A 22,669-nucleotide genomic window follows, 5' to 3' on the forward strand; every position below is an offset into this window, starting at 1 on the left:
ACACCGTGTTGAGCAAAAGTCCCCGTCATGACTTACCGGAAAATGCGCTACTGAGAGGCCGGGTACGCTCGCGCCGTGGCCATTGATCTGTCGGGGGTTTGGAGGCTCGTCGCGTGGCGCAGGATCGCCGGCGACGGGGAAGTCAGTTATCCGCTTGGTGACAACGCGACCGGCACGCTGATGTACAGTGCGAGCGGTCGCATGGCGGTGCAACTCACCGCCGCCGGCCGTCCGAAATTGCATACCGATGACCCGCTCGGCGGTGACGAAAGCGAGCGGGCCGCCGCGTACTCGACCTGTCTGGCCTATGTCGGCTCCTACGTCGTGCAGGGTGACACCGTCGTGCACACGATCGATCAATGTCTGTATCCGAACTGGGCCGGCGCCGAGCAGTCGCGGCCGTTCACATATGACAACGGCGAGCTCGTGCTGCGCACGCCGCCGATGGTGACCGCGACCGGAACGGTCGTCAACGAGCTCGCGTGGGCTCGCGAAGCCGACTGAGGGGCGTGGCGAACGTGAGCGGCGAGGCAGAGCGCGCCCGGTTGGGCGAAGAGCGCTCCAAGTTCTGGGGCCCGTATGTGTCAGAGCGCGCGTGGGGCACCGTGCGCGAGGACTACAGCGCGGGCGGCACCGCGTGGGAGGACTTCCCGCACGATCAGGCACGCTCGCGCGCGTATCGCTGGAGCGAGGACGGCCTCGGTGCGCTGTGTGACATCCGCCAGCGACTGTGTCTGGGGTTCGCGTTCTGGAACGGACACGACCCGATCCTCAAGGAGCGCATCTTCGGCCTGACCGGCAACGAGGGCAACCACGGCGAGGACGCCAAGGAGTACTGGTGGTATCTGGACTCCACGCCCTCGCACTCGTGGATGCGCTGGCGCTACCACTATCCCCGCCAGGCGTTCCCGTATGACGACCTCGTGTCGGAGAATCGCCGCCGCGGCAAGTTCGACCCCGAGTACGAGCTGCTCGACACGGGCGCGCTGGACGACTATTGGCAGCTCACCGTCGACTACGCCAAGGCGGCCGACGACGACGTCTGCATCCGCGTGTCGGTGCGCAACGCGGGGCCGGACGAGGCGACGCTGCACGTCCTCCCCACGCTGTGGTTTCGCAACACCTGGTCGTGGACCGGGTCGGCGGACAAGCCGTCGCTGGTGGTGCACGACTCAGCGATCGCCGCGGCCCACGACGAGCTCGATCCGATGGTGCTCAGCGCAAGTGGCGACGCCGAGCTGCTGTTCTGTGACAACGAGTCCAACGCGCGGCGTCTGTGGGGCGTCGACGGCGCGCCCTATCCCAAGGACGCGATCAACGATCACGTCGTGTCGGGCAGCGCGAGCGTCAACCCCGCGCAGGAGGGGACGAAGGCCGCCTTCCATCACGTCTTGACGGTGGCCGGTGGCGAGACCGCCGAGCTGCGGCTGCGCTTCGCTCCCGAGGCTCGCGATCTCGATGCCACGTGGGAGGCCGCGCTGACCGCGCGCGAGGCCGAGGCCGACGACTTCTACGCGTCGATCGTCCCCGCCAAGGCGACGCCGGAGATCGCTTCGGTGATGCGCCAGGGCTTCGCCGGGATGCTCTGGAGCAAGCAGATCTACCACTACGACGTGGAGAAGTGGCTCGACGGCGATCCCGCCGGCCCGCCGCCGCCCGACAGTCGCAAGGGCGGGCGCAACGCCCGCTGGCGGCACCTCTCCAACTTCGACATCCTCTCGATGCCGGACAAGTGGGAGTACCCCTGGTACGCGGCGTGGGACCTGGCGTTTCACTGCGTCGCGCTCGCGCAGGTCGATCCCGACTTCGCCAAGAACCAGCTCGTGCTGATCTGCCGCGAGTGGTACATGCATCCCAACGGGCAGGTGCCGGCGTACGAGTGGGCGTTCGACGACGTCAACCCGCCCGTGCACGCCTGGGCGGCGCTGCGCATCTTCGAGATCGACGGCTCTAAGGACTTCGAGTTCCTCGAGCGGGTGCTGCACAAGCTGATGCTCAACTTCAGCTGGTGGGTCAACCGCAAGGACGTCGGCGGCGACGACGTCTTCGAGGGCGGCTTCCTCGGGCTCGACAACGTCGGCCCGTTCGACCGCTCGGCGAGCATGCCGGGCGGCGGCTTCCTCGAGCAGTCCGACGGCACGTCCTGGATGGCGATGTACTGCCTCAACCTGCTCGAGATGTCACTCCTACTGGCCGAGCGCGATGACACCTACGAGGACATCGCGACCAAGTTCTTCGAGCACTTCGCGCGGATCGCGTGGGCGATCAACAACAAGGGCCTGTGGGACGAGCAGGACGGCTTCTACTACGACGTCCTGCGCATGCCCGACGGCCGCTCGCTGCCGGTCCGCGTGCGCTCGATCGTCGGGCTGATCCCGCTGTACGCCGTGACCGTGCTGAGCCGGCAGACGCTCGACCGGTTGCCGCGCTTCGCCGAGCGCCTGCGCGACTTCGTGGCGCGCAAGCCGGAGTACGCCGAGGTGGCGAACATCTCGCTCGACGACGCCGACCGGCTGCTCTCGATCGTCTCCCCGGACCGGCTGAAGCGCATCCTCGAGACCCTGCTCGACGAGGAGGAGTTCTTCTCCCCGTTCGGCGTGCGCTCGGTCTCGCGCTTCCACCGTGACCACCCGTACGCGTTCTCGGTCGACGGCACGACCGCCCAGCTCGACTACGAGCCGGGCGAGTCGCAGTCCGGCCTCTTCGGCGGCAATTCCAACTGGCGCGGACCCGTGTGGTTCCCGGTCAACTACCTCGTGATCGAGGCGCTGCGCCGGTTCTACGCCTACACGGGCGACGCGCTGAGGGTCGAGTCACCCGCCGGCTCGGGCACTCAGGCGAGCCTCGCCGACGTCGCGAACCAGCTGTCGGAGCGGCTCGTGTCCGTCTTCCTCCAGCGCAACGGCGCGCGGCCCTCGCTCGGTGCGTCCGATCGCTTCCAGCACGATCCCGCGTGGGGCGATCAGCTGCTGTTCTTCGAGTACTTCCACGGGGACAGCGGCGCCGGCCTCGGCGCGTCGCACCAGACCGGCTGGACCGGGCTCGTCGCCGACCTCGTCGTCGACGCGGGGTGGCTGAAGACCTGACCTGACAGGCTTCCGCGATGGATTACGGCGTGCTCGGCGTGGGCGCGATCGCTGCGGCGATCGTGACGGGGTTGTGCGACGACGCGGACGGAGCGCCGCCGGTGCTGCTCTCACCGCGCAATGCCGGCATCGCCGCGGACCTCGCGGGGCGCTTCCCGACCGTCACGGTCGCGGCGGACAACCAGGCGGTCGTCGATGGAGCGTCGGTGGTGCTCCTGTGCCTGCGGCCGCAGGACGCGCGCGAGGCGCTGGGCCGGTTGCGCTTCACCGCGGGCCAGGTCGTGATCAGCGCGATGGCGGGAGTGTCGGTGGGCGAGTTGCTCCGGCTGGTGGCGCCGGCGACGGACGTCGCGCGAACGATTCCGCTCCCGTCCGTGGCGACGCGCGCCGGCATCACCCCGATCCACCCGCCGAACGCGACCGCGAAGGCGCTGTTCGACCGTTTGGGCGAGGCGCTGGAGGTGCCCGACCTCGCCGGGTTCGAGGCGCTCTCGGCGTCGACGGCGACGGTCGCCGCGCACTTCGCCTACCTGCAGGCAATCAGCGGCTGGCTCGAGATGCGCGGGCTCCCGAAGGACGAGGCGGAGCGGTATGTCGCCTCGCTGTTCGCGGACCTCGCCACCGCGCTCCGCGGGGAGCACGACTTCGCACAACTCGCCCGCGATCACGCGACCCGCGGTGGGATCAACGAGCTGTTCCACGAGACGCTCGCCACCGCCGGCGTGTTCGACGACGTGCGCGGTGGGCTGGACCGCGTCCTCGACCGGTTGCACGCGCTCTGAGCTACCGACAGCTACGGGCGTGGTATTGAAAGTGTGTCCCGCACACGCCTGGGTCCGGCCGCCGCGGTCGACCGTGCGCGTTTGAGGGCCCGAGCGCGGTTCTCGATCAGGTTCGCACTGTTCGAGTTGGCGCGAGGGTGGGGGTGCGGAACGAGAGCTTCCTGCGAGGCAGCTCTGGTTACACACCCCCTCGCCGATGACCGATCGGCGCGCGTGAGAACGCGCTTTCTGTCTCCGTGGCCCGTACCTCGACGGTCAGTCTCGGGGCCAAATGAGGTGGGAAGGCCGGCCACCCCGCGGGCCCACGGCAGCCCGGGACGGGTGGCACCACGAAACCGCCCCCCCTCCCCACCCGGAGCAGTTGAGTTTCGGCCCTCTGACGCGGCGAGGGCGCTCTAGCCTCCGTCGCCGCGCGCGGCGAGGTCGCGCACGACGTCGACGGAGGCGTCGACGGGCGGGAGCGCGCGGATGTCCGCCGCGACCGTCGCGGCGCGCTCGGCGAAGCGGCCGTCGGCGAGCACCCTGGCGACGGCGGTCGCGAGGCCGTGGCCGTCGGATTCGAGGACGATGCCGGCGCCCAGCTCCTGCACCCGCTCGGCGTTGTCGGGCTGGTCGGCGAAGAGCGGGGCCACCACCAGCGGGACGCCGGCCGCCAGCGCGCCGCGGACCGTGCCGGAGCCGCCGTGGGAGACGACCACCGCGGCGTGTGCGACCACGGCGGACTGCGCGATCCACCGCTCGACGCGGACGTTGGCCGGCGTCGGGACGAGCACGCGCGGGTCCGCGTCACGGCCGATCGTGACGAGCAGCCGGATCGGCAACGGCGCCAGCGCCTCGATCGCCGCGCGGTACAGATCGGGGAAGTAGCCCATCTGCGCCGCGACGGAACCGAACGTGACATAGACCAGCGGAGCGTCGGCGTTCTCCCAGTCGTAGGGCAGCGGCCGGGCGGCGGGAGCGTCGCGCTCGCGGAAGCGCCGGACGCCGGGGCGCCCGGGTTGCGCCGGGCGCTCGAGCAACGGCGGCACCAGCGTGAAATGCGCCGCGCCGGCGCCGTTGGACGCGTGGAGACGGTGGGCCGCGCGGAGCCGCGCAAGCGCCGTGTCGGTCGCGTCGAAGACCTCGTGCTCGACCGCGAATTGCGTGATCGCGACCGTGACGGTCGGCAGATCCAGGTGCCCGGCGACGAGCCCGCCCGCGAACTCGCTCGCCTCCGAGACGACGATGTCGGGCCGCCACTGCGTGCACGCCTCGAGCACGCCCGGCAGCGCGGCGTCGGCGTCGATGCCGGCGAAGATCTCCTGCGCCGCGCGCTGGTTGGCCTCGACCACGGGCAGTCCTCGCAGCGTCGCGAAGATCGCGGCGCGCCGCTCGGCGGGAGCGTCGGCGAAGGACCACGCCGGGTACCCGGCGTCCCGGATCGTCTCCGCCGACGACTCGCGGGTCGCGACCAGGACGTCGCCCCCGGCGCCGCGGATGGCGTCCAGGAACGGGATCAGCGGACCGAAGTGACCGGCCGACCCGGTCGTGGTAGCGAGAACGCGCACGTAGTGCGGACGTTCGCGGACCCGCAGTTATTCCCGGGTTTCGAAAATTGCTCGCTTCTGAGCGATCATGAGAGATAGATCGACGCATCTCGTCATTTCGATCATGTATGGTCGCATCGCAGTTGGCGTAACGAGGTATGGGGGGAGAACCCGTGATGAACCGTGTAGTCGGTGCAGCCGCAGTGCTCTGCGCGCTCGCCGCGATGGCAACTCCGGCGCAGGCCGCTGCGCCTCCGGGGCCGTGGGACGCGTTCAACCTGTCGCCCGCGAGCCGCTCCGTCCCGGCCACGGGCGTGCTCAAGAGCGGCGGCGACGTGACCAACGCCGCCGGGGTGACCAACGGCGGCGTCACCACGATCGGGCCCAACGGCTACGTGACGCTGGACTTCGGCAAGGAGGTCGGCGGCTTCGCCCGCCTGCACTTCGCCCCGGGCAGCGCCGCGCCGACGGCCGGGCTGACCTACTCCGAGTGGTCGACTTACGCGTCGCCGACGAGCAGCGACGCGTCCAACGGCGCGAGCAACAACGAGCCGCCCGTGATCTACCCCGCACCCGCGGGCGGCGCGATCGACACCGGCTCGACCCAGCCCGTCGCCGGCACCCCCGCACTGCCGCTGGACGGCGCGAACTGGATCTGGGCGACCCAGGGGGCGAACTCGAGCGCGCCGGCGTCGACCGTCTACCTGCGCAAGACGTTCACCGTCGCCGACCCGTCCGCGCTCGCCTCCGCGATCCTGCGCGTCAACGTCGACGACAACGAGGTGACCTACGTCAACGGCACCCAGGTCGCCTCGATGGGCAACTCGTTCCAGACGTCGGCGATCGCCGACATCAAGCCGCAGCTCGTGGCCGGCACCAACGTGGTCGCGATCAAGGCCGCCAACGCCTCGGCCGGCCCCGCGGGCGCGCTCGCCAAGCTCGCGCTCGGCTCGACCACGATCGTCACCGACACCTCGTGGAAGGCGAGCCAGACCGAGCAGGCGGGCTGGAACACCGCCGCGTTCGACGACTCGACCTGGTCGGGCGCCTTCGCCAACGGCACCTACGGCGCCGGGCCCTGGGGCACGTTCGCCGATCCGGGCCCGTCCAACGGCGCGGGCACGGGCTCCGCGACGACGCTGACCGCCGCGGCCGCGGCCGGCGACGCCGCGATCAAGGTCGCGGCGACGACCTACCTGACCGCGGGCACCAAGCTCGACGTCGGCGGGGAGACGGCGCGCGTGGCCTCGGTCTCGGGCACGACCGTCACGCTGACCGCGCCGCTCGCCCAGGCCCATGCCTCCGGCGCCACGGTCTGGCAGGCCAACAGCGAGCTGCGCGGCGGCTTCCGCTACCTGACCGTCACCAACCCCGGCCCGGGCAACCTGCAGCTCGACGGCGCCTCGGTGAACATCTCGTTCGCGCCCAACATGAGCGACCTGCGGGCCTACCCGAACTACTTCTACTCCGACGACCCGCTGATCAATCGCATCTGGTACGCGGGCGCCTACACCGTCCAGACCAACATCATCGGCAACGACACCGGGCGGGTGTGGAACTCCGCCCCCGCGATCGGATGGAACAACGGCGCCGTGGTCGGCGAGCTGGGCACCACGGTCCTCGTCGACGGCGCCAAGCGCGACCGCACGGTGTGGCCGGGCGACCTCGGCATCTCGGTCCCGACCGACTTCGTGTCGCTGGGTGACATGGAGACGATCAAGAGCTCCCTGCAGACGCTCTACAACCACCAGAACGCCGCGGGCGCGCTGCCCTACGCGGGGCCGGCCGTGAACTTCATCGGCAACTCCGACGCGTACCACATGTGGACGCTGATCGGGACCGCGAGCTACTACCAGTACAGCGGCGACAAGGCGTGGCTGGACGCGATCTGGCCCAAGTACAAGAGCGCGCTGAACTACATCACGGCCAAGCTCGGCGCCGACGGCCTGCTCAACGTCACCGCGTCCGCCGACTGGGCGCGCGCGAACTCCGGCGGCAAGAACATCGAGGCCGAGGCGATCATGTACCGCACGCTCACCACGTGTGCCGCGGTCGCCAGGACCGAGGGCGACATCGCGACCGCCGACGCCTGCACGCAGAAGGCGGCGACGCTGAAGACGGCGGTCAACGCGGGCGGCTACTACAACGCTGCCACCGGCCTCTACCGCGACACGCCGACCAGCAGCGTCTACCCGCAGGACGGCAACTCGCTCGCGGTCTGGTTCGGGCTCGTGGGGTCGCCCCAGACCGGGCTGGCGATCAGCCAGGCGCTGAGCAAGCGCTGGACGCCGGTCGGTGCGCTCACGCCCGAGAAGAGCGCGACCTCCGTGCACCCGTTCCCCGGCTCGATGGAGGCGATGGCCCATTTCCAGGCCGGCGACGACAAGGCCGGCCTCGACCTGCTACGCCTCGAGTGGGGCTACATGCTCAACGCGCCCTACGGCACCGGCAGCACGTACTGGGAGGGCTACAAGACCGACGGCTCCTCGGACTACAGCGGCTCCTACATCAGCGCGTCGCACGGCTGGTCCGCCGGCCCGACCGCGTCGCTGACCTTCTACGTCCTCGGCGTGCATCCCGACCCCGACGGCGGGCCGGCGTACGACCTGATCCCGCATCCGGGTGACCTGCATCACGTCGAGGGCCAGCTCACGACCCCCGCGGGCGTGATCACGCAGTCCTACGACGCCAACCCGGCCGCCGGCACGTTCGTCTCGCGCTACAGCGCGCCGGCGGGTGCGCTGCGCACGGTCGCGGTGCCGACCTACGGCCGCAGCGTGCGGCTGCTCGTCGACGGCCGCGAGGTCACGCCGTCGCGCACCGACGCGGACTACGCGTACGTCGACGCGGCGGCGGGAGCGCACACCGTCGCCACCTGCCCGGAGAGCTCCTGCGCGATCGGCGGCGTCGGCGGCACCGTGCCGGCGACGCTCTCGCTCACCCTCGGCGCTCAGGCGAGCTTCGGTGCCTTCACGCCGGGCGCCGACAAGGAGTACACCGCCTCGACGACCGCGACCGTGACGTCCACCGCGGGCGACGCGGCGCTCACCGTCTCCGATCCCGGCCACCTCACCAACGGCGCGTTCTCGCTCCCCGAGGCACTCCGCGTCGAGTTCTCGAAGGCGTCATGGACGGGGCCAATCTCCAACGATGCGGTGGCGATCACGTTCCGCCAGCACATCGGCGCCACCGACGCCCTGCGCACCGGCACCTATAGCCGCACGCTGACGTTCACGCTCTCGACCACCACCCCGTAGGACCCAGGCGCCCGGCCCCGCGGGGCCGGGCGCGCCTCACCCGCGGATCTGGCTGAGGATCGTCGGATCGTCGATTCTGGGGACGAACGTCAACTGCGCCGGGTGGGGGAGGGGGAAGTGGCGCACCCTCCGGGTCTGCCTCGCGCCGTCCGCCGCTCGGCTCGGCTCTGTTGGTCCGAATCGCCGTGCTGGGATACCGACAGTTACGGGCGTGGGCTGGCCGGTGTCTCCCACACTCGTGCTGTCTCGGTCGCCATGGTCGACCGTGCGCGTTTGAGGGCCGGATCGCGAGTTTCGATCAGGATCGAACTGGTCGAGCTGGCGCGTTCGAGGGGGTGTTTCGACTTTGTTCACAGGGGGTGAACCAAAACGAACTACCCCCCTCGCGCATGACCTCGTTGCTCACCGAAACCGATCACGGGCAGGCCCGGAGCGGACGGGGGTGTCAATACCACGCCCGTAACTGCCGGTATCCCAGCACGGCGTTTCGAGCCAACAGAGCCGCGCACCGAGCGAACAACGGCAGCCCGGGACGGGTGGCTCGCCACTCCCCCTCCCCGACCCGGCGCAGTTGACTTTCAAGCACCTACAGCCCGATGGTCCGTCCTTGCGCCGCGCTCGCGCGGATGGCGTCGATCACGGTGAGCGCGGCGACGGCGTCGGCCGGGTCGACCGGCACCGGCGCCTCGCCGCGGACGGCGGCCGCGAAGGCGGGGTAGTACGTGTCCCAGCGCCCGCGCTCGCTCGGTACCGGCTCGCTCGCGTCGCCGCGCTGGAGGCGGCCCCAGCGTTCCGGTGGCTCGGTGCCCCAGGCATCGCCTTCGGTGGCGGGCGTGCGGCCGGCGATCAAGGCCGGCTCTTGCCCGTCCATGCCCTCGACGACGTAGGAACCCGCGCTGCCGCGCACGCGGAAGCGCGGTGCGGGGGCGCCCTGGCACCAGTCGCCGCTGATGTGGGACGTCATGCCGCCGCGATGTTCGAGCACCGCGAAGAAGCGCTCCTCGAGCGGGCCGCCGCCCCCCACCTCGCCGTAGACCGACGCCACCGGGCCGAACAGGTGCAGCGCCTGATCGATCAGGTGGCTGCCGAAGTCGCGCAGGATGCCGCCGCCCGCCGCGGGCACCGGCTCGTCGCCCGCGAAGCGCTCGAAGGCGGACTCGAACAGCGTGACCTCGCCGAGCGCGCCCTCACGCAGCAGGCGCTTCACGGTCAACAGGTCCGAGTCCCAGCGGCGGTTCTGGTAGACGCTGAGCAGGACGCCCGCCGCCGCGGCGGCGTCCACCGCGGTCCGTGCCTGCGCCGCGTCGAGTGCGAACGGCTTGTCCGACACGACCGCGAGGCCGAGCGCGATCGCCTCCAAAGCCAGCGGGATGTGCGTGTCCGCGGGCGTGGAGATGGCGACGGCGTCCGCGCCCGCCGCTTGCAACGCCGCCAGGCTCTCGAAGGCGGGCGTCCCGGGATGATCCTGCTCGAGCTCGGCGCGCCGCTGCTCCGAACGCGTCACGACCCCCGCGAACTCGACGCCCGGGGCCGAAGCCAGCAGCGGAGCGTGGAAGATGCGCCCTCCGAAGCCGTACCCCGCGAGTCCGATCCGCGTCATCAGATCTGGTACACGCGGAGGAGGCGTTTCTCGTGCTCGGCGTCGATCCGCGCGACGACTTCGACGTGCTTCTCCAGCCCCGACCCGCGCAGCTTGTTCGCGAGCAGCGAGTCGACCTGGAAGACGCCCGCCGAGTTGTTCATCTGCACCTCGACGCGGACCGCGCGCTCCTCGCCCGGCACGATCCGGACCTCGTCGATCGCGGCGCTGCTCAAAGAGTGGATGTTCGCCAGCGACGTCTCCACGTTCACCCGCGAGCGGCCGTGCTCCATGTCCAGCGCGTCGGCCACCCGCACCACGCCCGCCTCGAAGGTCAACGGCCGGCCGTCCTTGCGGTGCCCGATGATCGCGTGCATGATCTCGGAGGAGATCACGGTCCGCTCGGGCTCGTCATAGACCTTCTCGAGCAGCGTGTCGAGCAGGTCGGCGGCGAGGAACAGGCTGAACGCCTCGTGGTCGATGCGGTGGATCGACATGCCGAGGTCGTGCAGCAGGCAGCCGCCGGCGATGATCACCTCGGCGTCCTTGTGCGACATCGCGTAGTCGGTCTCGACCGAGGACTTCAGCCCGCTGCGGTGCAGCAGGCGGAAGAGGTGCAGGGCGCGGTTGAGCACGATCTGGAGGTGGACCCACGAGTGGTCGGACATCTCCAGCCGGTCCGCGGTCACCTGCTGGCCGAGCCAGCGGGCCTTGAGCTTCTCGCTGGCGTTGGCCGCCTCGAGGAACCGGCTCAGTCGCGGGTTGCGCTCGGTCGGCGCGTGGATGCGCATCGCCGCGACCGCCTCGCGCGGCGGGCGCGGACCGACCGGAACGGTCTCGGGAGTGGTCTCGCTCATCGCCCTTCGCAGTGTCGCACGGCATCTCGAGCCGAGCGGATACCGTTTCTCGCCGTGATCGAGAACGTGGTGCTCATCGACGAGGCGGACGCCGCCCTGGGCGAGGGCGAGAAGCTGGATGTCCACCGGCAGGGAGCGCTCCACCGGGCGTTCTCCGTCTTTGCGTTCAACGCGGCCGGAGAGCTGCTCCTGCAGCGGCGCGCGCTGTCGAAGTACCACTCCGGCGGGCTGTGGACGAACACCTGCTGCGGGCACCCGCGTCCCGGCGAAGCCACTGAGGACGCCGCCCGCCGGCGCCTGTTCGAAGAGCTCGGGATGACGTGCGGGAAGCTCGTCCCCGCGGGCGTGTACCGCTACCGGGCCGAGATCATGGACCTGGTCGAGAACGAGCTCGACCACCTCTTGTTGACCGAGGTCACCGACACCCCGCAGCCCAACCCCGACGAGGTCGTCGAATGGCGTTTCATCGCCCTCGACGACCTGTCGGCGTGGCTGGACGAGCGGCCGCAGGACTTCACGGCCTGGTTCCCGCCCGCCTGGAAGGTCGTCAATCCCCCCGACTAGTAGTCGGTGCAGGTCTCATAGCCCGACGGCGTCGTGTCGATCGACGTCGGCGAGTTGAAGTCCACGGTCCATCCGTCGGAGCAGAAGTACCGCGCGGAGGGCGAGTAGGCGGTGACGATCACGTACCACGTGTCGGCGTCCAGCTGTGCCGCGTAGTTGACGCCGATGCCGTAGTCGGCCAGGCTCGGCAGCGTGCTCTCCCAGCGCATCGACTCGCTCGTCATCGCCTGGTAACCCGCGTTGCCCCGGCTGATCTTGCTGACCGGCGAGGTGTAGGCGGTCGTCTCGAGCGGCATCGGCGAGCCCGCGATCGGCCCCCAGGTGGGGATCATCCGGCAGGCCACGGTCTGAGCGAGGGTCGCGGACGTGGTCCACTCGTCGTCCTGGAGCTCCGCGGTCGTCGTGTAGTGCGACTCGCAGTAGCGGTAGCCGCGCTCGGGATCGGCGACCGTGTAGATCAGGACCCAGGTGCTCCACGTCCGCGAGGTCTCCGTCTCGCTGGTGAGCGTGGTGTCCGTGTCGCCGACCGAGTACGTCGTGTCGGGGTTGATCGCGCCGACGTGCGACGTGTACCAGTCCTTGGCGTAGCCGAGCGCGAAGCTCTCGGCATCGCCGGCGCGGGCGAGCGACGCGCGGTCGGTCGGGTCCGTGCTCACATCGTGGATCTCGGACGTGCCCGCGGGCATCACGTACTCGTGCGCGGGAAGGCTCGCGCCGTACGTCGGGTCGTTCCAGGAAGCGGTCTGCGCGGACGCGGCGGCCGGCGCGACGATGGCAACAGCTAGGGATGCAGAGAGCACGGCGACAGCGCGCCTGAGCGGGAGAGGCAAGACGGGTCGTGGTCCTCGGGTCGGGTGGCTCAACGGTAGCCCGAAATCTGACGCCGCCTAACCTTTTACGACGTGCGTCCACTTACGGTTGTCAGCCCGGGTGGCGGCGAGGTCATCGGTGACTCCCCCACCCGCCGCGTCGAGATCCTCTCCGACCGGCCCCCGGTCCACGCCACCGTCGCGCGTTTGGCGGCCGGGCAGGAAGGAGCGGACCTCCACGTCCACTACGAGCACAGCGATCTCTTCTATGTGCTGGCCGGCGAGGTCACCGTCCGCCTGGGGCTTGAAGATCGGCAGCTGACGGTGCCCGCGGGCGCGCTGGCGCGGGTTCCGCCGGGGGTCGTCCACGGCTTCCGCAACGCGGGCCAAGTGGAGATGCGCTACCTCAACTTCCACGCCCCCGGGTGCGACTTCGCGACCTACATGCGCGGACTGCGGGACAGCGTCAAGGTCGTCTACGACCAGCACGACCCACCCGCCGACGGCGGCCGCCCGCTCACGGAGGCGGAGGTCAGCCAGGGTGTCGGTGTCCTGACAGACGTCGACGCGATCCGCGTCGAGCGTCTCGACGGCGTGACGGAGCCGCGGACGTTCCACGCGCTCGCGTCCTACTGGGCGCTCGAGGGCGATCTCAAGCTCACCGCCGGCGCCCAGGAGACCTATGCCCCGGAGGGATCGTGGGTCCAGATCCCTCCCGGGCACGAGCATGCGGTCGACGGCTCGTTCCTGCGCGTCACGGCTCCGTCGTCGACAGGGTGAACGTCAGCGTCTTGGCGTAGGTCCCGGTCCGCAGCGGCTCCGTGGCGCCCACCGCCTGCTGGAACTGAACCTCGACCTGAGCGTTAGAGACTGGCCCGGGATAGCGCAGCAGGTCCGCCGGCAACGGCGCGAACGTCCCGCCCGCCGCGCGCAGGAGCAGCGGCTGCGCCAGTGCGTACGTGCCGTTGACGAGATGCCCGGGCGAGCGGCCCGTGTTGTCCGCCGCGGAGAGCGTCGCGTTGCCGGCGGTGCTCGTGACCGACCCGGCGACGCTCGCCGAGTAGTCGCGGGCGACGCCCGGGATGAAGGCGCCGAAGCCCCCGGTGCCCAGCTGGAGCGAGAGCACGGGCGCGACGTTCGCCCCCACGCTCACGGGGTGCGGGTTGACGCCCCAGTCCGGTGACTCGTCGCGGCCCGGGTACGTCGTGAGCTGGCGGGCGTCGAAGCCGTCGGCGTTCATGGTCCAGATGTCGAGGTGCAGGTCGTCGGCGCCGCGCGAGAACGCGAACCGGGTGCCGTCCGGCGACCACGCCGGCCCTTCATCCCACAGCGTGTTGTGGGTGATCTGGCGGACATTCGAGCCGTCGGCGTTCATCACGAAGATCTCCATGTCGCCGTCGAGGTTGCTCTCGAAGGCGATCTGGCGGCCGTCCGGCGACCAGGCCGGCGCCGAATCGAAGCTCTGCGCGCTGTAGTCGAACAGCGTCGTGACCGCGCCCGTCGCGACGTCCATGACCTGGATGCTGCGGCCCGACGGCGGCGCGACGGTCGCGAACAGCAGCTTCGAACGATCCGGGGAGAAGCTGGGATAGAACTGATCCTGCGGGAGGACCGCGACCGGGTGCCGGTTGGTCCCGTCGAGGTTCATCGCCCAGATGTCCGAGCGCGTCGACTCCGGGCCGTTGGTCCGGCGGTAGAGGAGGGCGGAACCGTCCGGGAACCAGGCCGGCTGGCTCGACTGCGTGCCGTCGGGTGCCTTGGGCAGCTCGACGACCCGCGGGCGACCGGTCGCCGGGTCGAGGACCGAGAAGTCGACGATCGAGACCTCGTACTGGTTGTTGTGACGGCTGCGGAAGACGATCCGCGTCCCGTCCGGCGACCAGTCGGACTGGGCGTCGTAGCCGGGATCGAAGATCGCTTGACGCTTGTCGGCCCCGTCCGCGTTCATGGTCCAGATGTCGCCGGCGGCCGGATCGGCGCTGGACTCGAAGGTGGTGAAGGCGATGCGGCCGTTGACCGGCTCCGCCTCAGCGGAGGGGGCGGCGCACGCGAGCAGGGCGGTCCCCGCGAGGAGACACGCACGGTGCGCAATGAACATCGGCCGAACGTATGCCCCGCTCGGCCCGCGCACATCGGGCGATCGATCTATCTCGCTCGAGGGTTACGCCCTATATCGCTCAGCCCGCCTTGACGTAGCGCACGCGCGAGGGCGCGACGAAGAACTTCACGCGCTCGGTGCCCTCGACGCGCCAGGGATAGACGTCCTGGTCGATGTACTTCTTCGCGAGCGCGTCGATGTGCTCCTCGGCGCCCTCGCCCGCCTCCTCGGCGACGCCCGTGATCACGACGTACTCGTAGGGGTCGCTCTCGTTGAGCAGGGTCAGCGTGACGTGGCCGTCGCGCTCGAGGTTGTTCGGCCAGTGCCGGCCGCGCTGGCTGTTGATCGCGACCTTGCCGTCCTCGACGTTGAGCCAGACCATCGTCGCGTGGATCGAGCCGTCCTGGTTGAGCGTCGAGAGGACGGCGTGGTTCGGTTTGTCGAGGAGCGCGGAGACCGCGGGATCGCTGAGGGAAGCCATATCCCCGCGTCATATCACGCGGCGTTGCGCTGCAGTGTCGCGAGCCAGGCGCGGCCACGGCCATCGGTCGTGTCGAGGTCCAGGCCGGTGAGCCGCTCGATCTTCGCGGCGCGGTAGCCGAGCGTGTTGCGATGCACCGGCAACGCGGCCGCGGCGGCGGACTTGTCGAAGCCGTGCGCCACCAGCGCCTCCAGCGTGCGGGCCAGTTCGTCGTCGAGCGGGCCGTAGACGAGGACGTGCAGGGCGTGGGCGTGGCGCGGTGCGCTGTGCAGCAGCAGCTCCGGGAGGTGATCCTCGATTCGGACGACGCCGGTCCGCGCGTGCGCGACGGCCGCGAGGGCGCGCAGATCGTCGAGCGCGTCGGCCAGCTCTGCGCGCCCCGTCTCCTCGCCGAGCGCGACGAGCGCCGCCGCGGGCCAGCGGGCGGAGCGGGTGAGCAGGCCCGCGACCCGCCGGCCTTCGCTCACCGCCAGCGCGCCCTGCGTGCGCAGCTCGGCGGCGAGCGCGGCGTGCCGGCCCGCCGTACCGTCGCCGAGCTGCGCGACGAACGGCGTGTAGGTGTCCCGCGCGTCCGGGTCCTCGCCCGCGAGCACCCTGGTCAGCTGCTCGTGCGCGCGCTGCTCGGCGGTCGAGATCTCGGCGCCGTAGAACACGTCGGTGACGGCGTTCATGTACGCGAACAGGACGTCGGCGCCGCTCAGCAGCGCGGCGCGCTCCTCGTCGTCCGCCGCCGCGACGAGCGCGTCCCACCCGGCCTGGGCGGCGCTGCGGTAGATGCGCAGCCCGTCCTCCATCGTCATCCCCTCGCTCAAACGGTGGCGCACCGGCGCTTCCAGGCGCTGCAGGTCCTCGCGCGTGGGCGGCGTGCCCTCGGTGAGCCAGCGGACGAACTGGTCGACGTTCCAGCGCAGGATCTGCGCGGTCTCCTCGCTGGCGAAGTCGCGGTAGGCGGGGACCGCTTCGAGCAGGCGCCGCTCGAGGTCGGCCGCGAGGTCGTCGAGGGAGATCCGCGCGATGATCCGGCGCAGGACGTCGTTGTGCACGGTGCACAAGTTAGGCGCTCAGGTTCGGGTGCGGCGCCGACGTCGACCAAGGCCCGCGGGTCGACCCTTGAGGTATGCGCAAGATCCTCCTCGTCAGCCTCGCGATCGTCACCGTTTCGCTCGCCTTCATCGCCTCCTATTCAGCCGCCCTGCGCGCGCCCACCCCGCACGAGGTACCGCTCGCGGTCGGCGCCGGGGTGCCCGCGCGGGTCGCGGCCGAGCTCGACCGCTCGCCGGCGCTGAAGGTCATCCGCACGACCGATCCGCTGGGCGCGCTCGATCGCCGCGAGGCCTACGGCGCGCTGACCGCGCAGGACGGCGGCGGCCTGCGCCTCACCACGGCACCGGCCGCCTCGGCGACGGTCGCGACGCTGCTCAACGACCAAGTGCTGCCCGGGAAGGTCTCCCACGCCACCACGCACCCGCTCGCCACCGAGGACCCGCGCGGCCTGCTCGGCACCTACACCGTGATCGGGTGGGTGATCGCCGGCTACCTGGGCGCGACGCTGTTCGGGATGACGTTCGGGACGCGCGGGCGGGTGCTGCTGCGGCTGGGCGCGCTGACCGGCGTCGCGCTGGTCGTCGGCCTCGGCGGCGCGCTGCTGGCCAAGACGCTCGGCGGCCTGCCCGGCCCGTGGCTCGGCCTGTCCCTGCTCGGCGCGCTGATCGTGGCCAGCGTGGGAGCGGTGACCGTCGCGCTGCAGGCCGTCTTCGGGATCGCCGGGACCGGCATCGCGATCCTGCTCTTCGTCGTGCTCGGCAACCCGTCGTCCGGCGGCCTGGCCGCGCCGGAGCTGCTCCCCGCCTTCTGGCGCGAGATCGGGCAGGCGATCCCGGTCGGCGCGGGCGTGACCGCGTTCCGCGACGCGGCCTACTTCCCCGCGGCCTCGCTCCTCGCGCCCCTGGCGACCCTCGTCGCGTGGCTCCTCGCCGGCCTGGCGGCCGTCGCGCTTCAGGCGGCGGCGAGCTCCGGCGCGGCGCGCAGGCGCCTGAGCGCGAGCTCCTCCAAGTGGCGGATGTCGCGGGGCCTGAGCCGGAGGGCCTTGGCGGTCTCCGAGGGCGTCGACGGCTTCGCGCCCGACAGGCCGTAGCGCGTCTCGATCACGCGGCGCTCGCGCGGGGGAAGATGCGTGAGCGCCCGCTGCACGTCCTCGGCCAGCAGCTTGATGTCCGGGTCCACCGTGGCGGGCGCCGGGAGCAGGTCGCCGAGCGAGGTGCCGTCGTGCTCGGCGCCGACGGGCTCGTCGAGCGAGACCGTCGAGCGGCGCAGCTGCTGCAGCTCGATCACCTCCGGGAGCGTGGCTTCGGTCGCCTCCGCGAGTTCGGCCGGGAGGGCGTCGCGCCCCAGCTCGGCGGCGAGCTTGCGCTCCTCGCGCTCGAGCGCCCGCAGCCGCTGGCCGACCTGCTCGGGCAGGCGGATGGTGCGGCCCTTGTCGCCGATCGCCCGCCCGATCGCCTGCCGGATCCAGATCGTCGCGTAGGTGGAGAACCGGTAACCCTTGCGGTGGTCGAACTTCTCGACGGCGCGGACCAGCCCGAGCGTGCCCTCCTGGATCAGGTCGGCGAGCGTGAGCCCGTGGCCGGCGCGCTGGAAGCGCTTGGCGACGTGGACCACGAGGCGCAGGTTGGCCTCGATCATGCGCTCCTTGGCGGCGAGATCGCCCTTCTCGACGCGACGGGCAAGGCGGGTCTCTTCAGCGGGGGTCAACAGCGGGGTACGAGCGATCTGCTGCAGAAACGGGGTGAGCTCATCGGCCATGGCCCAGCACAGTCGTTCGCGAATCTCAAGGACTGGGTGCGCGGCGATTAAAGGAAACGTAAGCGGCGGGCGGCGGCTTATGCGGACCTGACGCACCGTGTCTCAGAGTCGGTGCATATGACCGACCCCCTGCTCTGGCTCGACGGCGATCCGACCGACGGTCGCCGTGCCCGCCCGCACGAGCCCGCGCCTGAGGCTCGAACCGAACCGCTGCCGCCGTTGCCGGCTCAAGATGAGCCGCCGCGCCGCCGCGGGCTCTTCAGCGCCGCCCTCGCCGGCGGCTTGGTCTCGGCGGTGCTCGTGGGCGGCGGCGCGTTCGCCTTCGGCCTCGTCGACACGAGCTCCAACGCCGCGGCGCCGACGCCCGGTCCCGCCCTCGTGGGCGCCAAGCAGACCGGCGACGTCGCCGCGATCTACGCCGCCGCGCGCAACTCGGTCGTGTCGATCAAGACGTCCGAGGGCTCGGGCACCGGCTTCGTCGTCAAGGCCGACGGCACGATCGTCACCAACGCCCACGTCGTGGGGACGGAATCGACGGTGCAGGTGCAGTTCGCCGACGACGAGACCGTCCAGGGCACGGTCGGCGGCGTCGACCGCTCCTCCGATCTGGCGGTCGTGAAGGTGTCGACGTCGCGGACTTTGAAGCCACTGGCGCTGGCGGATTCGGCGACCGTGCGGACCGGCCAGTTGGCAGTGGCGATCGGCTCGCCGTTCGGCCTCTCGCAGACGACCACGGCCGGCATCGTGTCCGGCACCGGGCGCCACATCCAGGCGCCGGACGGCTTCCAGATCGACTCGGTCATCCAGACCGACGCCCCGATCAACCCGGGCAACTCGGGCGGGCCGCTGCTCGACGCCACGGGGCGCGTGATCGGCGTCAACTCGCAGATCGCGTCGCAGTCGGGCGGGAGCGTCGGCATCGGGTTCGCGGTGCCGTCGAACACCGTCCGCGACGTCATCCCGCGCCTGGAGAAGGGCGAGCAGATCAAGCGCGCCTACCTCGGCGTGTCGACCTCGGCCGACTCCGGCAAGGTGACGATCGCCGCCGTCTCGGCCGGTGGGCCGGCGGCTTCCGCGGGGCTGCAGGTCGGTGACGTCCTCACGGCGGTCGGCGGGAAGTCCGTCGCCACCCCGGACGACGTCGCGGCCGCGATCCAGGACAAGCACCCGGGCGAGTCGGTCGCGGTCCAGATCACGCGTGGCGGGTCGGCGCAGACGCTGAACGTGACCCTCGCCGAACGGCCGTCCACGGCGACGCCATGACGTTCCAATCGCCCTGGTTGCTGCTCGGCCTCCTGCTGCTGCCGTTCCTGGCGTGGGCGTACGCCGCGGCGGAGAAGCGCCGCCGGCGCGCCGCCGCGGCGTTCGCGGCGCCGGCCGTGAGCGCGTCGGTCGTGCCGAGGCGGCCGGGCTGGCGCCGGCACGCGCCGCTGGCGTTCGCCTGGCTCGCCGTCGCCGCGCTGATCGGCGCGCTGGCGCGGCCGCAGGTGAGCATCGCGGTCCCGGCCGAGCAGGCGACGATCGTCCTCGCCATGGACCACTCGGGCTCGATGGCGGCGACCGACGTCGCCCCCTCGCGGCTGACCGCCGCGCTGGACGCCGGTGAGGCGTTCCTGGGCAAGGTGCCCAAGCAGGTGCGGGTCGGCGGCGTCGTCTTCGACAACGTGGCCGAGGCCGTCCAGTCGCCGACCACCGACCGCGCCGAACTCAAGGCCGCGCTGCGCGATGCCATGAAGCCGAGCGGCGGCACCGCCACCGGCGACGCCCTCGCGGTGTCACTCGAGATGGCGCGCTCGAGCGGCAAGAAGGTCCCGAGCGCGATCGTCCTGCTCTCCGACGGCAAGGAGACCCACGGGCGCGATCCGCTGCCGGTGGCCGACGAGGCCAAGAAGCTCGGCATCCCGATCTACACGGTCGCGCTGGGCACCGCCTCGGGCACGCTGCCCAACGGCGACGCCGTCCCGCCCGACACGACGACCTTGCAGGACATCGCCACGCGCTCGGGCGGGGAAGCGTTCACGGCGTCCGACACGAGCGCGCTCAGCGCGGTCTACAAGAAGCTCGGCTCCGAAGTCGCGATGAAGAAGCAGCCGCGCGAGGTCACCGCCGGTTTCGCGGGCGGGGCGGCGATCCTCCTGCTGCTCGCCAGCGCCCTATCTCTTCGGTGGTTCCGTCGGTTGCTTTGAGAAACCTTCAGGAACCAGCGCTTCACTGAGGGCCATGTTGCTCCGTCGCACAGGATTCGTCGCCATGCTCGCCGCCGGAGTCGGGCTCTTTGGTGTGGCCGTGCACGGCATGACCAACGTCGACAGCACGTTGCAGATCGCGGCCGCCACCCCGGCACCGCTCGAGCAGCCTTCGTTGCAACAGGACGTCTCGCAGCAGTGGCATGGCCGCGACTGCGACCGGCAGCGCGACCAGGAGCGCCATCACCCCGAGGTGTAGTGCCCCGGTGGGTAACCATTAGGGCGTGCGCGTGGACGTCGAGTTCCAGGAGCGGTACTGGTATCCGGACGATGGCGGCGTGGTGTGGGTCTCCGGGTACCACCCGATCGACGCCGGCGGCCGGTTCCTCGCGCGTGAGGCGTTGCCGGACGAGCTGATCGTCTCCCACGTCGCCGGCGCCGTGCATCGCCCGGAGGCGCTGGCGTCCGACGACGCCGCTCCCGGCCGGCCGCTGACGCTTCGCGCGGAACCGGACAACCCGCACGACCCGAACGCGGTCGCGGTGCTCCTGGCGTCCGGCGAGCCGGTCGGCTACGTCCCCCGCGACGTCGCCCCGCTCGTGGGCTCCGGGTGGAGCGCGGTGGTGCTGCGCGAGCGTCGCGACTCGCCCCGCGATCCCCGCACCGGGTTGACGATGCTGCTCGCCCGCGACGGCGAGCTGGAGCTCAACGTGCGTTAGCGCGCGCGACCGCCTTGAGCAGCAGCGCGGCGTCGACCGGCTTGGCCAGCACGTCGGCGGCGCCGGCCGCGCGCAGCCGCTCCGCCTCGTCCGGTGTGGCGGCGGCGCTGAGCACGACGATCGGGATCGCGGCGGTCTGCGGATCGTGCCGCAGCTCGGAGAGGAATTCGCGCCCGTCGCCGTCTGAGAGGTGCAGGTCGAGGACGATCAGGTCCGGCGTGTGGGCGCGGATCAGCGCGACGCCCTCCCGGCCCTTGCGGGCCGCGAACAGCCGCAGGCCGGGGAGCGGCTGCAGCAGGCGCTCGACCAGCTGGAGGCTGGTGGGGTTGTCGTCGATGTGCACGATGGTGAGACCACCGAGGTACTGCGTGGCGTCCTCGCGCGCCTGCGCGCCGTCCGGCGGCGCGGGAACCGCGCTCAGGCGGAGGCGCATCGTCGTGCCGACGCCCGGTTCGGACTCCGCCTGGATGCTGCCCGCCATCGCCTCGACGAACCCCTTGACGAGGCTCAGGCCGAGCCCGGTGCCTTCGATGTCGGTCCGCTCGGCGCCGAGCCGGTCGAAGGGCTCGAACAACCGCTGCACCTGCTCGGGGCTCATGCCCATCCCGGTGTCGGTGATCGCGATCTCGATGTGGTCCCCGGCCGTCGGCAGGCAGCGGACGGAGACCTTGCCGCCGGCGCGGTTGTACTTGACGGCATTGGAGAGGAGGTTGAGCAGCACCTGCTGCAGGCGCTGCTCGTCGGCCACGACGTGGACGTCGCCGTTGCAGGCGCCGTCGGACGTCAGGCGCACCTGCGCGGCGTCGGCCAGCGGCCGGATCAGTAGGACGGCGTCGTTGAGGACGCTCGCCAGGTGCACGGGCTCCAGCGAGAGCGTCATCGTCCCCGACTCGATCCGGGAGATGTCCAGCACCTCGTTGATCAGGTCGAGCAGGTGGCGCCCAGCGCCGAGGATGTGCTGCACGGCCTCGGTCTGGTGGGGCTCGAGCTCGTCGAGCTCGAGCAGTTGCCCGAAGCCGATGACCGCGTTGAGCGGGGTGCGCAGCTCGTGGCTCATGCGCGAGAGGAACTCGCTCTTGGCCAGGTTCGCGCGCTCGGCCTCGGCGCGGGCGACGTCCGCGGCGCGCTCGGCGACCTTGCGATCGGTGATGTCCTCCGAGATGCCGAGCAGGTAGAGCGGCTTGCCGGTCTCGTCGCGCAGCCCGATCTTTCGCGTGTGCAGGACGCGCGTGCCGTTGCCCGGGATCTCGATCAGCTCCTCCGGGATGTCGACCACGCCCTCGGTCGTGAACGCTTCTCGGTCCTTGGCCACGAAGGCGTCGGCCACGACCTTCGGGAACAGGTCGTGATCGTTCTGGCCGACGAGCTCTCCCGGCGCGCAGCCCAGGAGCTCCTCCTCGGCCTTGTTCATGCGCACGAACCGCAGCTCGTCCGCGTCCTTGACGAAGACCATCGTCGGCAGGTTCTCCAGCACCGACTCGAGGAAGCGCTCGGACCGCTCGAGTTCCTCCTGGGCACGCCGGCTCACCGTGACGTCGCGCCCCATCGCGTAGACGAGGCCCTCGTCCGGGATCGACGTCGCGCTCCAGAGGATCGTCCGATAGCCGCCGCTCTTGCAGCACAAGCGGCTCTCGTACGCGACCGACTCGTAGACGCCGGTCTGCAGTCGCGCGAGTTCGGCCAGCGACTGCTCGTGGTCATCCGGATGTATGAGGTCCAGGACGGGGCGCGAGCGCAACTCGTCGACCGTCCATCCCAACATCCGCGTCCAGGCCGGATTGAGCCGCCTGAAGTGCCCGTCGGATGAGACGCTGCACAGCAGGTCGCTCGAAAGCTCCCAGAAGCGGGCGCTGTCGTCCGGGATCTGCCGCAGCCGTTCGCCGAGTCCCTCATCTGGCATATGTCGAAGTCTCCCCCAACGGC

At 71.0% G+C, this 22,669-nt stretch carries 19 protein-coding genes; 10 read left to right on the plus strand and 9 right to left on the minus strand.

Going from position 1 to position 22,669, the window contains the following annotated elements; all coding sequences use genetic code 11:
- Positions 1–75: 75 nt before the first annotated feature.
- From OM076_RS07645 to OM076_RS07655, 3 genes are read left to right on the plus strand one after another with little or no spacing between them, the layout of a single operon-like run.
- The gene (locus OM076_RS07645; protein WP_270038904.1) at positions 76–504 is read left to right on the plus strand and encodes a lipocalin-like domain-containing protein; all 429 of its coding nucleotides are present in this window, start codon (positions 76–78) and stop codon (positions 502–504) included.
- A gap of 14 nt (positions 505–518) precedes the next feature.
- Entirely contained in the window at positions 519–3,086 is a 2,568-nt protein-coding gene (locus OM076_RS45930) for an MGH1-like glycoside hydrolase domain-containing protein (protein WP_270038905.1), read from the plus strand.
- Positions 3,087–3,103: 17 nt separating this feature from the next.
- Positions 3,104–3,868: an NAD(P)-binding domain-containing protein gene (locus OM076_RS07655; RefSeq protein WP_270038906.1), complete on the plus strand. Its 765-nt coding sequence runs from the start codon at positions 3,104–3,106 to the stop codon at positions 3,866–3,868.
- 395 nt (positions 3,869–4,263) lie between these two features.
- Here OM076_RS07655 and OM076_RS45935 read toward each other — a convergent pair whose 3' ends face one another.
- Positions 4,264–5,415 (minus strand): glycosyltransferase, encoded by a 1,152-nt coding sequence (locus tag OM076_RS45935; RefSeq protein ID WP_270038907.1) that lies wholly within the window; start codon positions 5,413–5,415, stop codon positions 4,264–4,266.
- Between the two features lie 155 nt (positions 5,416–5,570).
- On the opposite strand from OM076_RS45935, the gene OM076_RS07665 reads away from it, so the two are divergent.
- On the plus strand, positions 5,571–8,651 hold the full coding sequence (locus OM076_RS07665) for an alpha-L-rhamnosidase-related protein (RefSeq protein ID WP_270038908.1): 3,081 nt from the start codon (positions 5,571–5,573) through the stop codon (positions 8,649–8,651).
- A gap of 586 nt (positions 8,652–9,237) precedes the next feature.
- On the opposite strand, the gene OM076_RS07670 is transcribed toward OM076_RS07665, so the two are convergent.
- Both OM076_RS07670 and OM076_RS07675 read right to left on the minus strand, forming a co-directional pair.
- On the minus strand, positions 9,238–10,251 hold the full coding sequence (locus OM076_RS07670; protein ID WP_270038909.1) for a Gfo/Idh/MocA family oxidoreductase: 1,014 nt from the start codon (positions 10,249–10,251) through the stop codon (positions 9,238–9,240).
- Positions 10,251–11,087, minus strand: coding sequence for an HD domain-containing protein (locus OM076_RS07675; protein ID WP_270038910.1), 837 nt, complete (start codon positions 11,085–11,087; stop codon positions 10,251–10,253). Before OM076_RS07675 ends, OM076_RS07670 begins: the two co-directional genes overlap by 1 nt.
- 54 nt (positions 11,088–11,141) lie before the next feature.
- On the opposite strand from OM076_RS07675, the gene idi reads away from it, so the two are divergent.
- Complete coding sequence (gene idi, locus OM076_RS07680; protein ID WP_270038911.1) at positions 11,142–11,651, plus strand: isopentenyl-diphosphate Delta-isomerase; 510 nt, start codon at positions 11,142–11,144, stop codon at positions 11,649–11,651.
- Here the strand turns inward: idi and OM076_RS07685 are convergent.
- Entirely contained in the window at positions 11,648–12,451 is an 804-nt protein-coding gene (locus OM076_RS07685; RefSeq protein WP_270038912.1) for a hypothetical protein, read from the minus strand. The genes idi and OM076_RS07685 overlap by 4 nt on opposite strands.
- A 102-nt stretch (positions 12,452–12,553) precedes the next feature.
- Here OM076_RS07685 and OM076_RS07690 point away from each other — a divergent pair, with 102 nt between their 5' ends.
- Positions 12,554–13,240, plus strand: coding sequence for a cupin domain-containing protein (locus OM076_RS07690; RefSeq protein WP_270038913.1), 687 nt, complete (start codon positions 12,554–12,556; stop codon positions 13,238–13,240).
- On the opposite strand, the gene OM076_RS07695 is transcribed toward OM076_RS07690, so the two are convergent.
- From OM076_RS07695 to OM076_RS07710, 4 genes are all read right to left on the minus strand, one after another.
- Positions 13,215–14,558, minus strand: a complete 1,344-nt coding sequence (locus OM076_RS07695) for a beta-propeller domain-containing protein (protein ID WP_270038914.1) — start codon at positions 14,556–14,558, stop codon at positions 13,215–13,217. The two genes, OM076_RS07690 and OM076_RS07695, sit on opposite strands and share 26 nt — an antisense overlap.
- Before the next feature lie 79 nt (positions 14,559–14,637).
- The gene (locus tag OM076_RS07700) at positions 14,638–15,039 is read right to left on the minus strand and encodes a TIGR03618 family F420-dependent PPOX class oxidoreductase (RefSeq protein WP_270038915.1); all 402 of its coding nucleotides are present in this window, start codon (positions 15,037–15,039) and stop codon (positions 14,638–14,640) included.
- A 14-nt stretch (positions 15,040–15,053) separates the two neighbouring features.
- Positions 15,054–16,082, minus strand: a complete 1,029-nt coding sequence (locus OM076_RS45940; protein WP_270038916.1) for a PucR family transcriptional regulator — start codon at positions 16,080–16,082, stop codon at positions 15,054–15,056.
- 952 nt (positions 16,083–17,034) lie between these two features.
- Positions 17,035–17,841, minus strand: coding sequence for a sigma-70 family RNA polymerase sigma factor (locus OM076_RS07710; protein WP_270038917.1), 807 nt, complete (start codon positions 17,839–17,841; stop codon positions 17,035–17,037).
- A gap of 117 nt (positions 17,842–17,958) precedes the next feature.
- Between OM076_RS07710 and OM076_RS07715 the strand changes: the two genes are divergently transcribed.
- The 4 genes from OM076_RS07715 (at position 17,959) to OM076_RS07730 (ending at position 20,746) form a co-directional block, all read left to right on the plus strand.
- Entirely contained in the window at positions 17,959–19,104 is a 1,146-nt protein-coding gene (locus tag OM076_RS07715; RefSeq protein WP_270038918.1) for a S1C family serine protease, read from the plus strand.
- The gene (locus OM076_RS07720; RefSeq protein ID WP_270038920.1) at positions 19,101–20,027 is read left to right on the plus strand and encodes a VWA domain-containing protein; all 927 of its coding nucleotides are present in this window, start codon (positions 19,101–19,103) and stop codon (positions 20,025–20,027) included. The genes OM076_RS07715 and OM076_RS07720 overlap by 4 nt, the downstream gene beginning before the upstream one ends.
- Before the next feature lie 64 nt (positions 20,028–20,091).
- Positions 20,092–20,286, plus strand: a complete 195-nt coding sequence (locus tag OM076_RS07725) for a hypothetical protein (RefSeq protein WP_270038921.1) — start codon at positions 20,092–20,094, stop codon at positions 20,284–20,286.
- 25 nt (positions 20,287–20,311) lie between these two features.
- The gene (locus OM076_RS07730; protein ID WP_270038922.1) at positions 20,312–20,746 is read left to right on the plus strand and encodes an HIRAN domain-containing protein; all 435 of its coding nucleotides are present in this window, start codon (positions 20,312–20,314) and stop codon (positions 20,744–20,746) included.
- Here OM076_RS07730 and OM076_RS07735 read toward each other — a convergent pair.
- Positions 20,733–22,646 (minus strand): PAS domain-containing hybrid sensor histidine kinase/response regulator, encoded by a 1,914-nt coding sequence (locus tag OM076_RS07735; RefSeq protein ID WP_270038923.1) that lies wholly within the window; start codon positions 22,644–22,646, stop codon positions 20,733–20,735. The genes OM076_RS07730 and OM076_RS07735 overlap by 14 nt on opposite strands.
- Positions 22,647–22,669 lie beyond the last annotated feature (23 nt).

The organism is Solirubrobacter ginsenosidimutans (genome assembly GCF_027587205.1).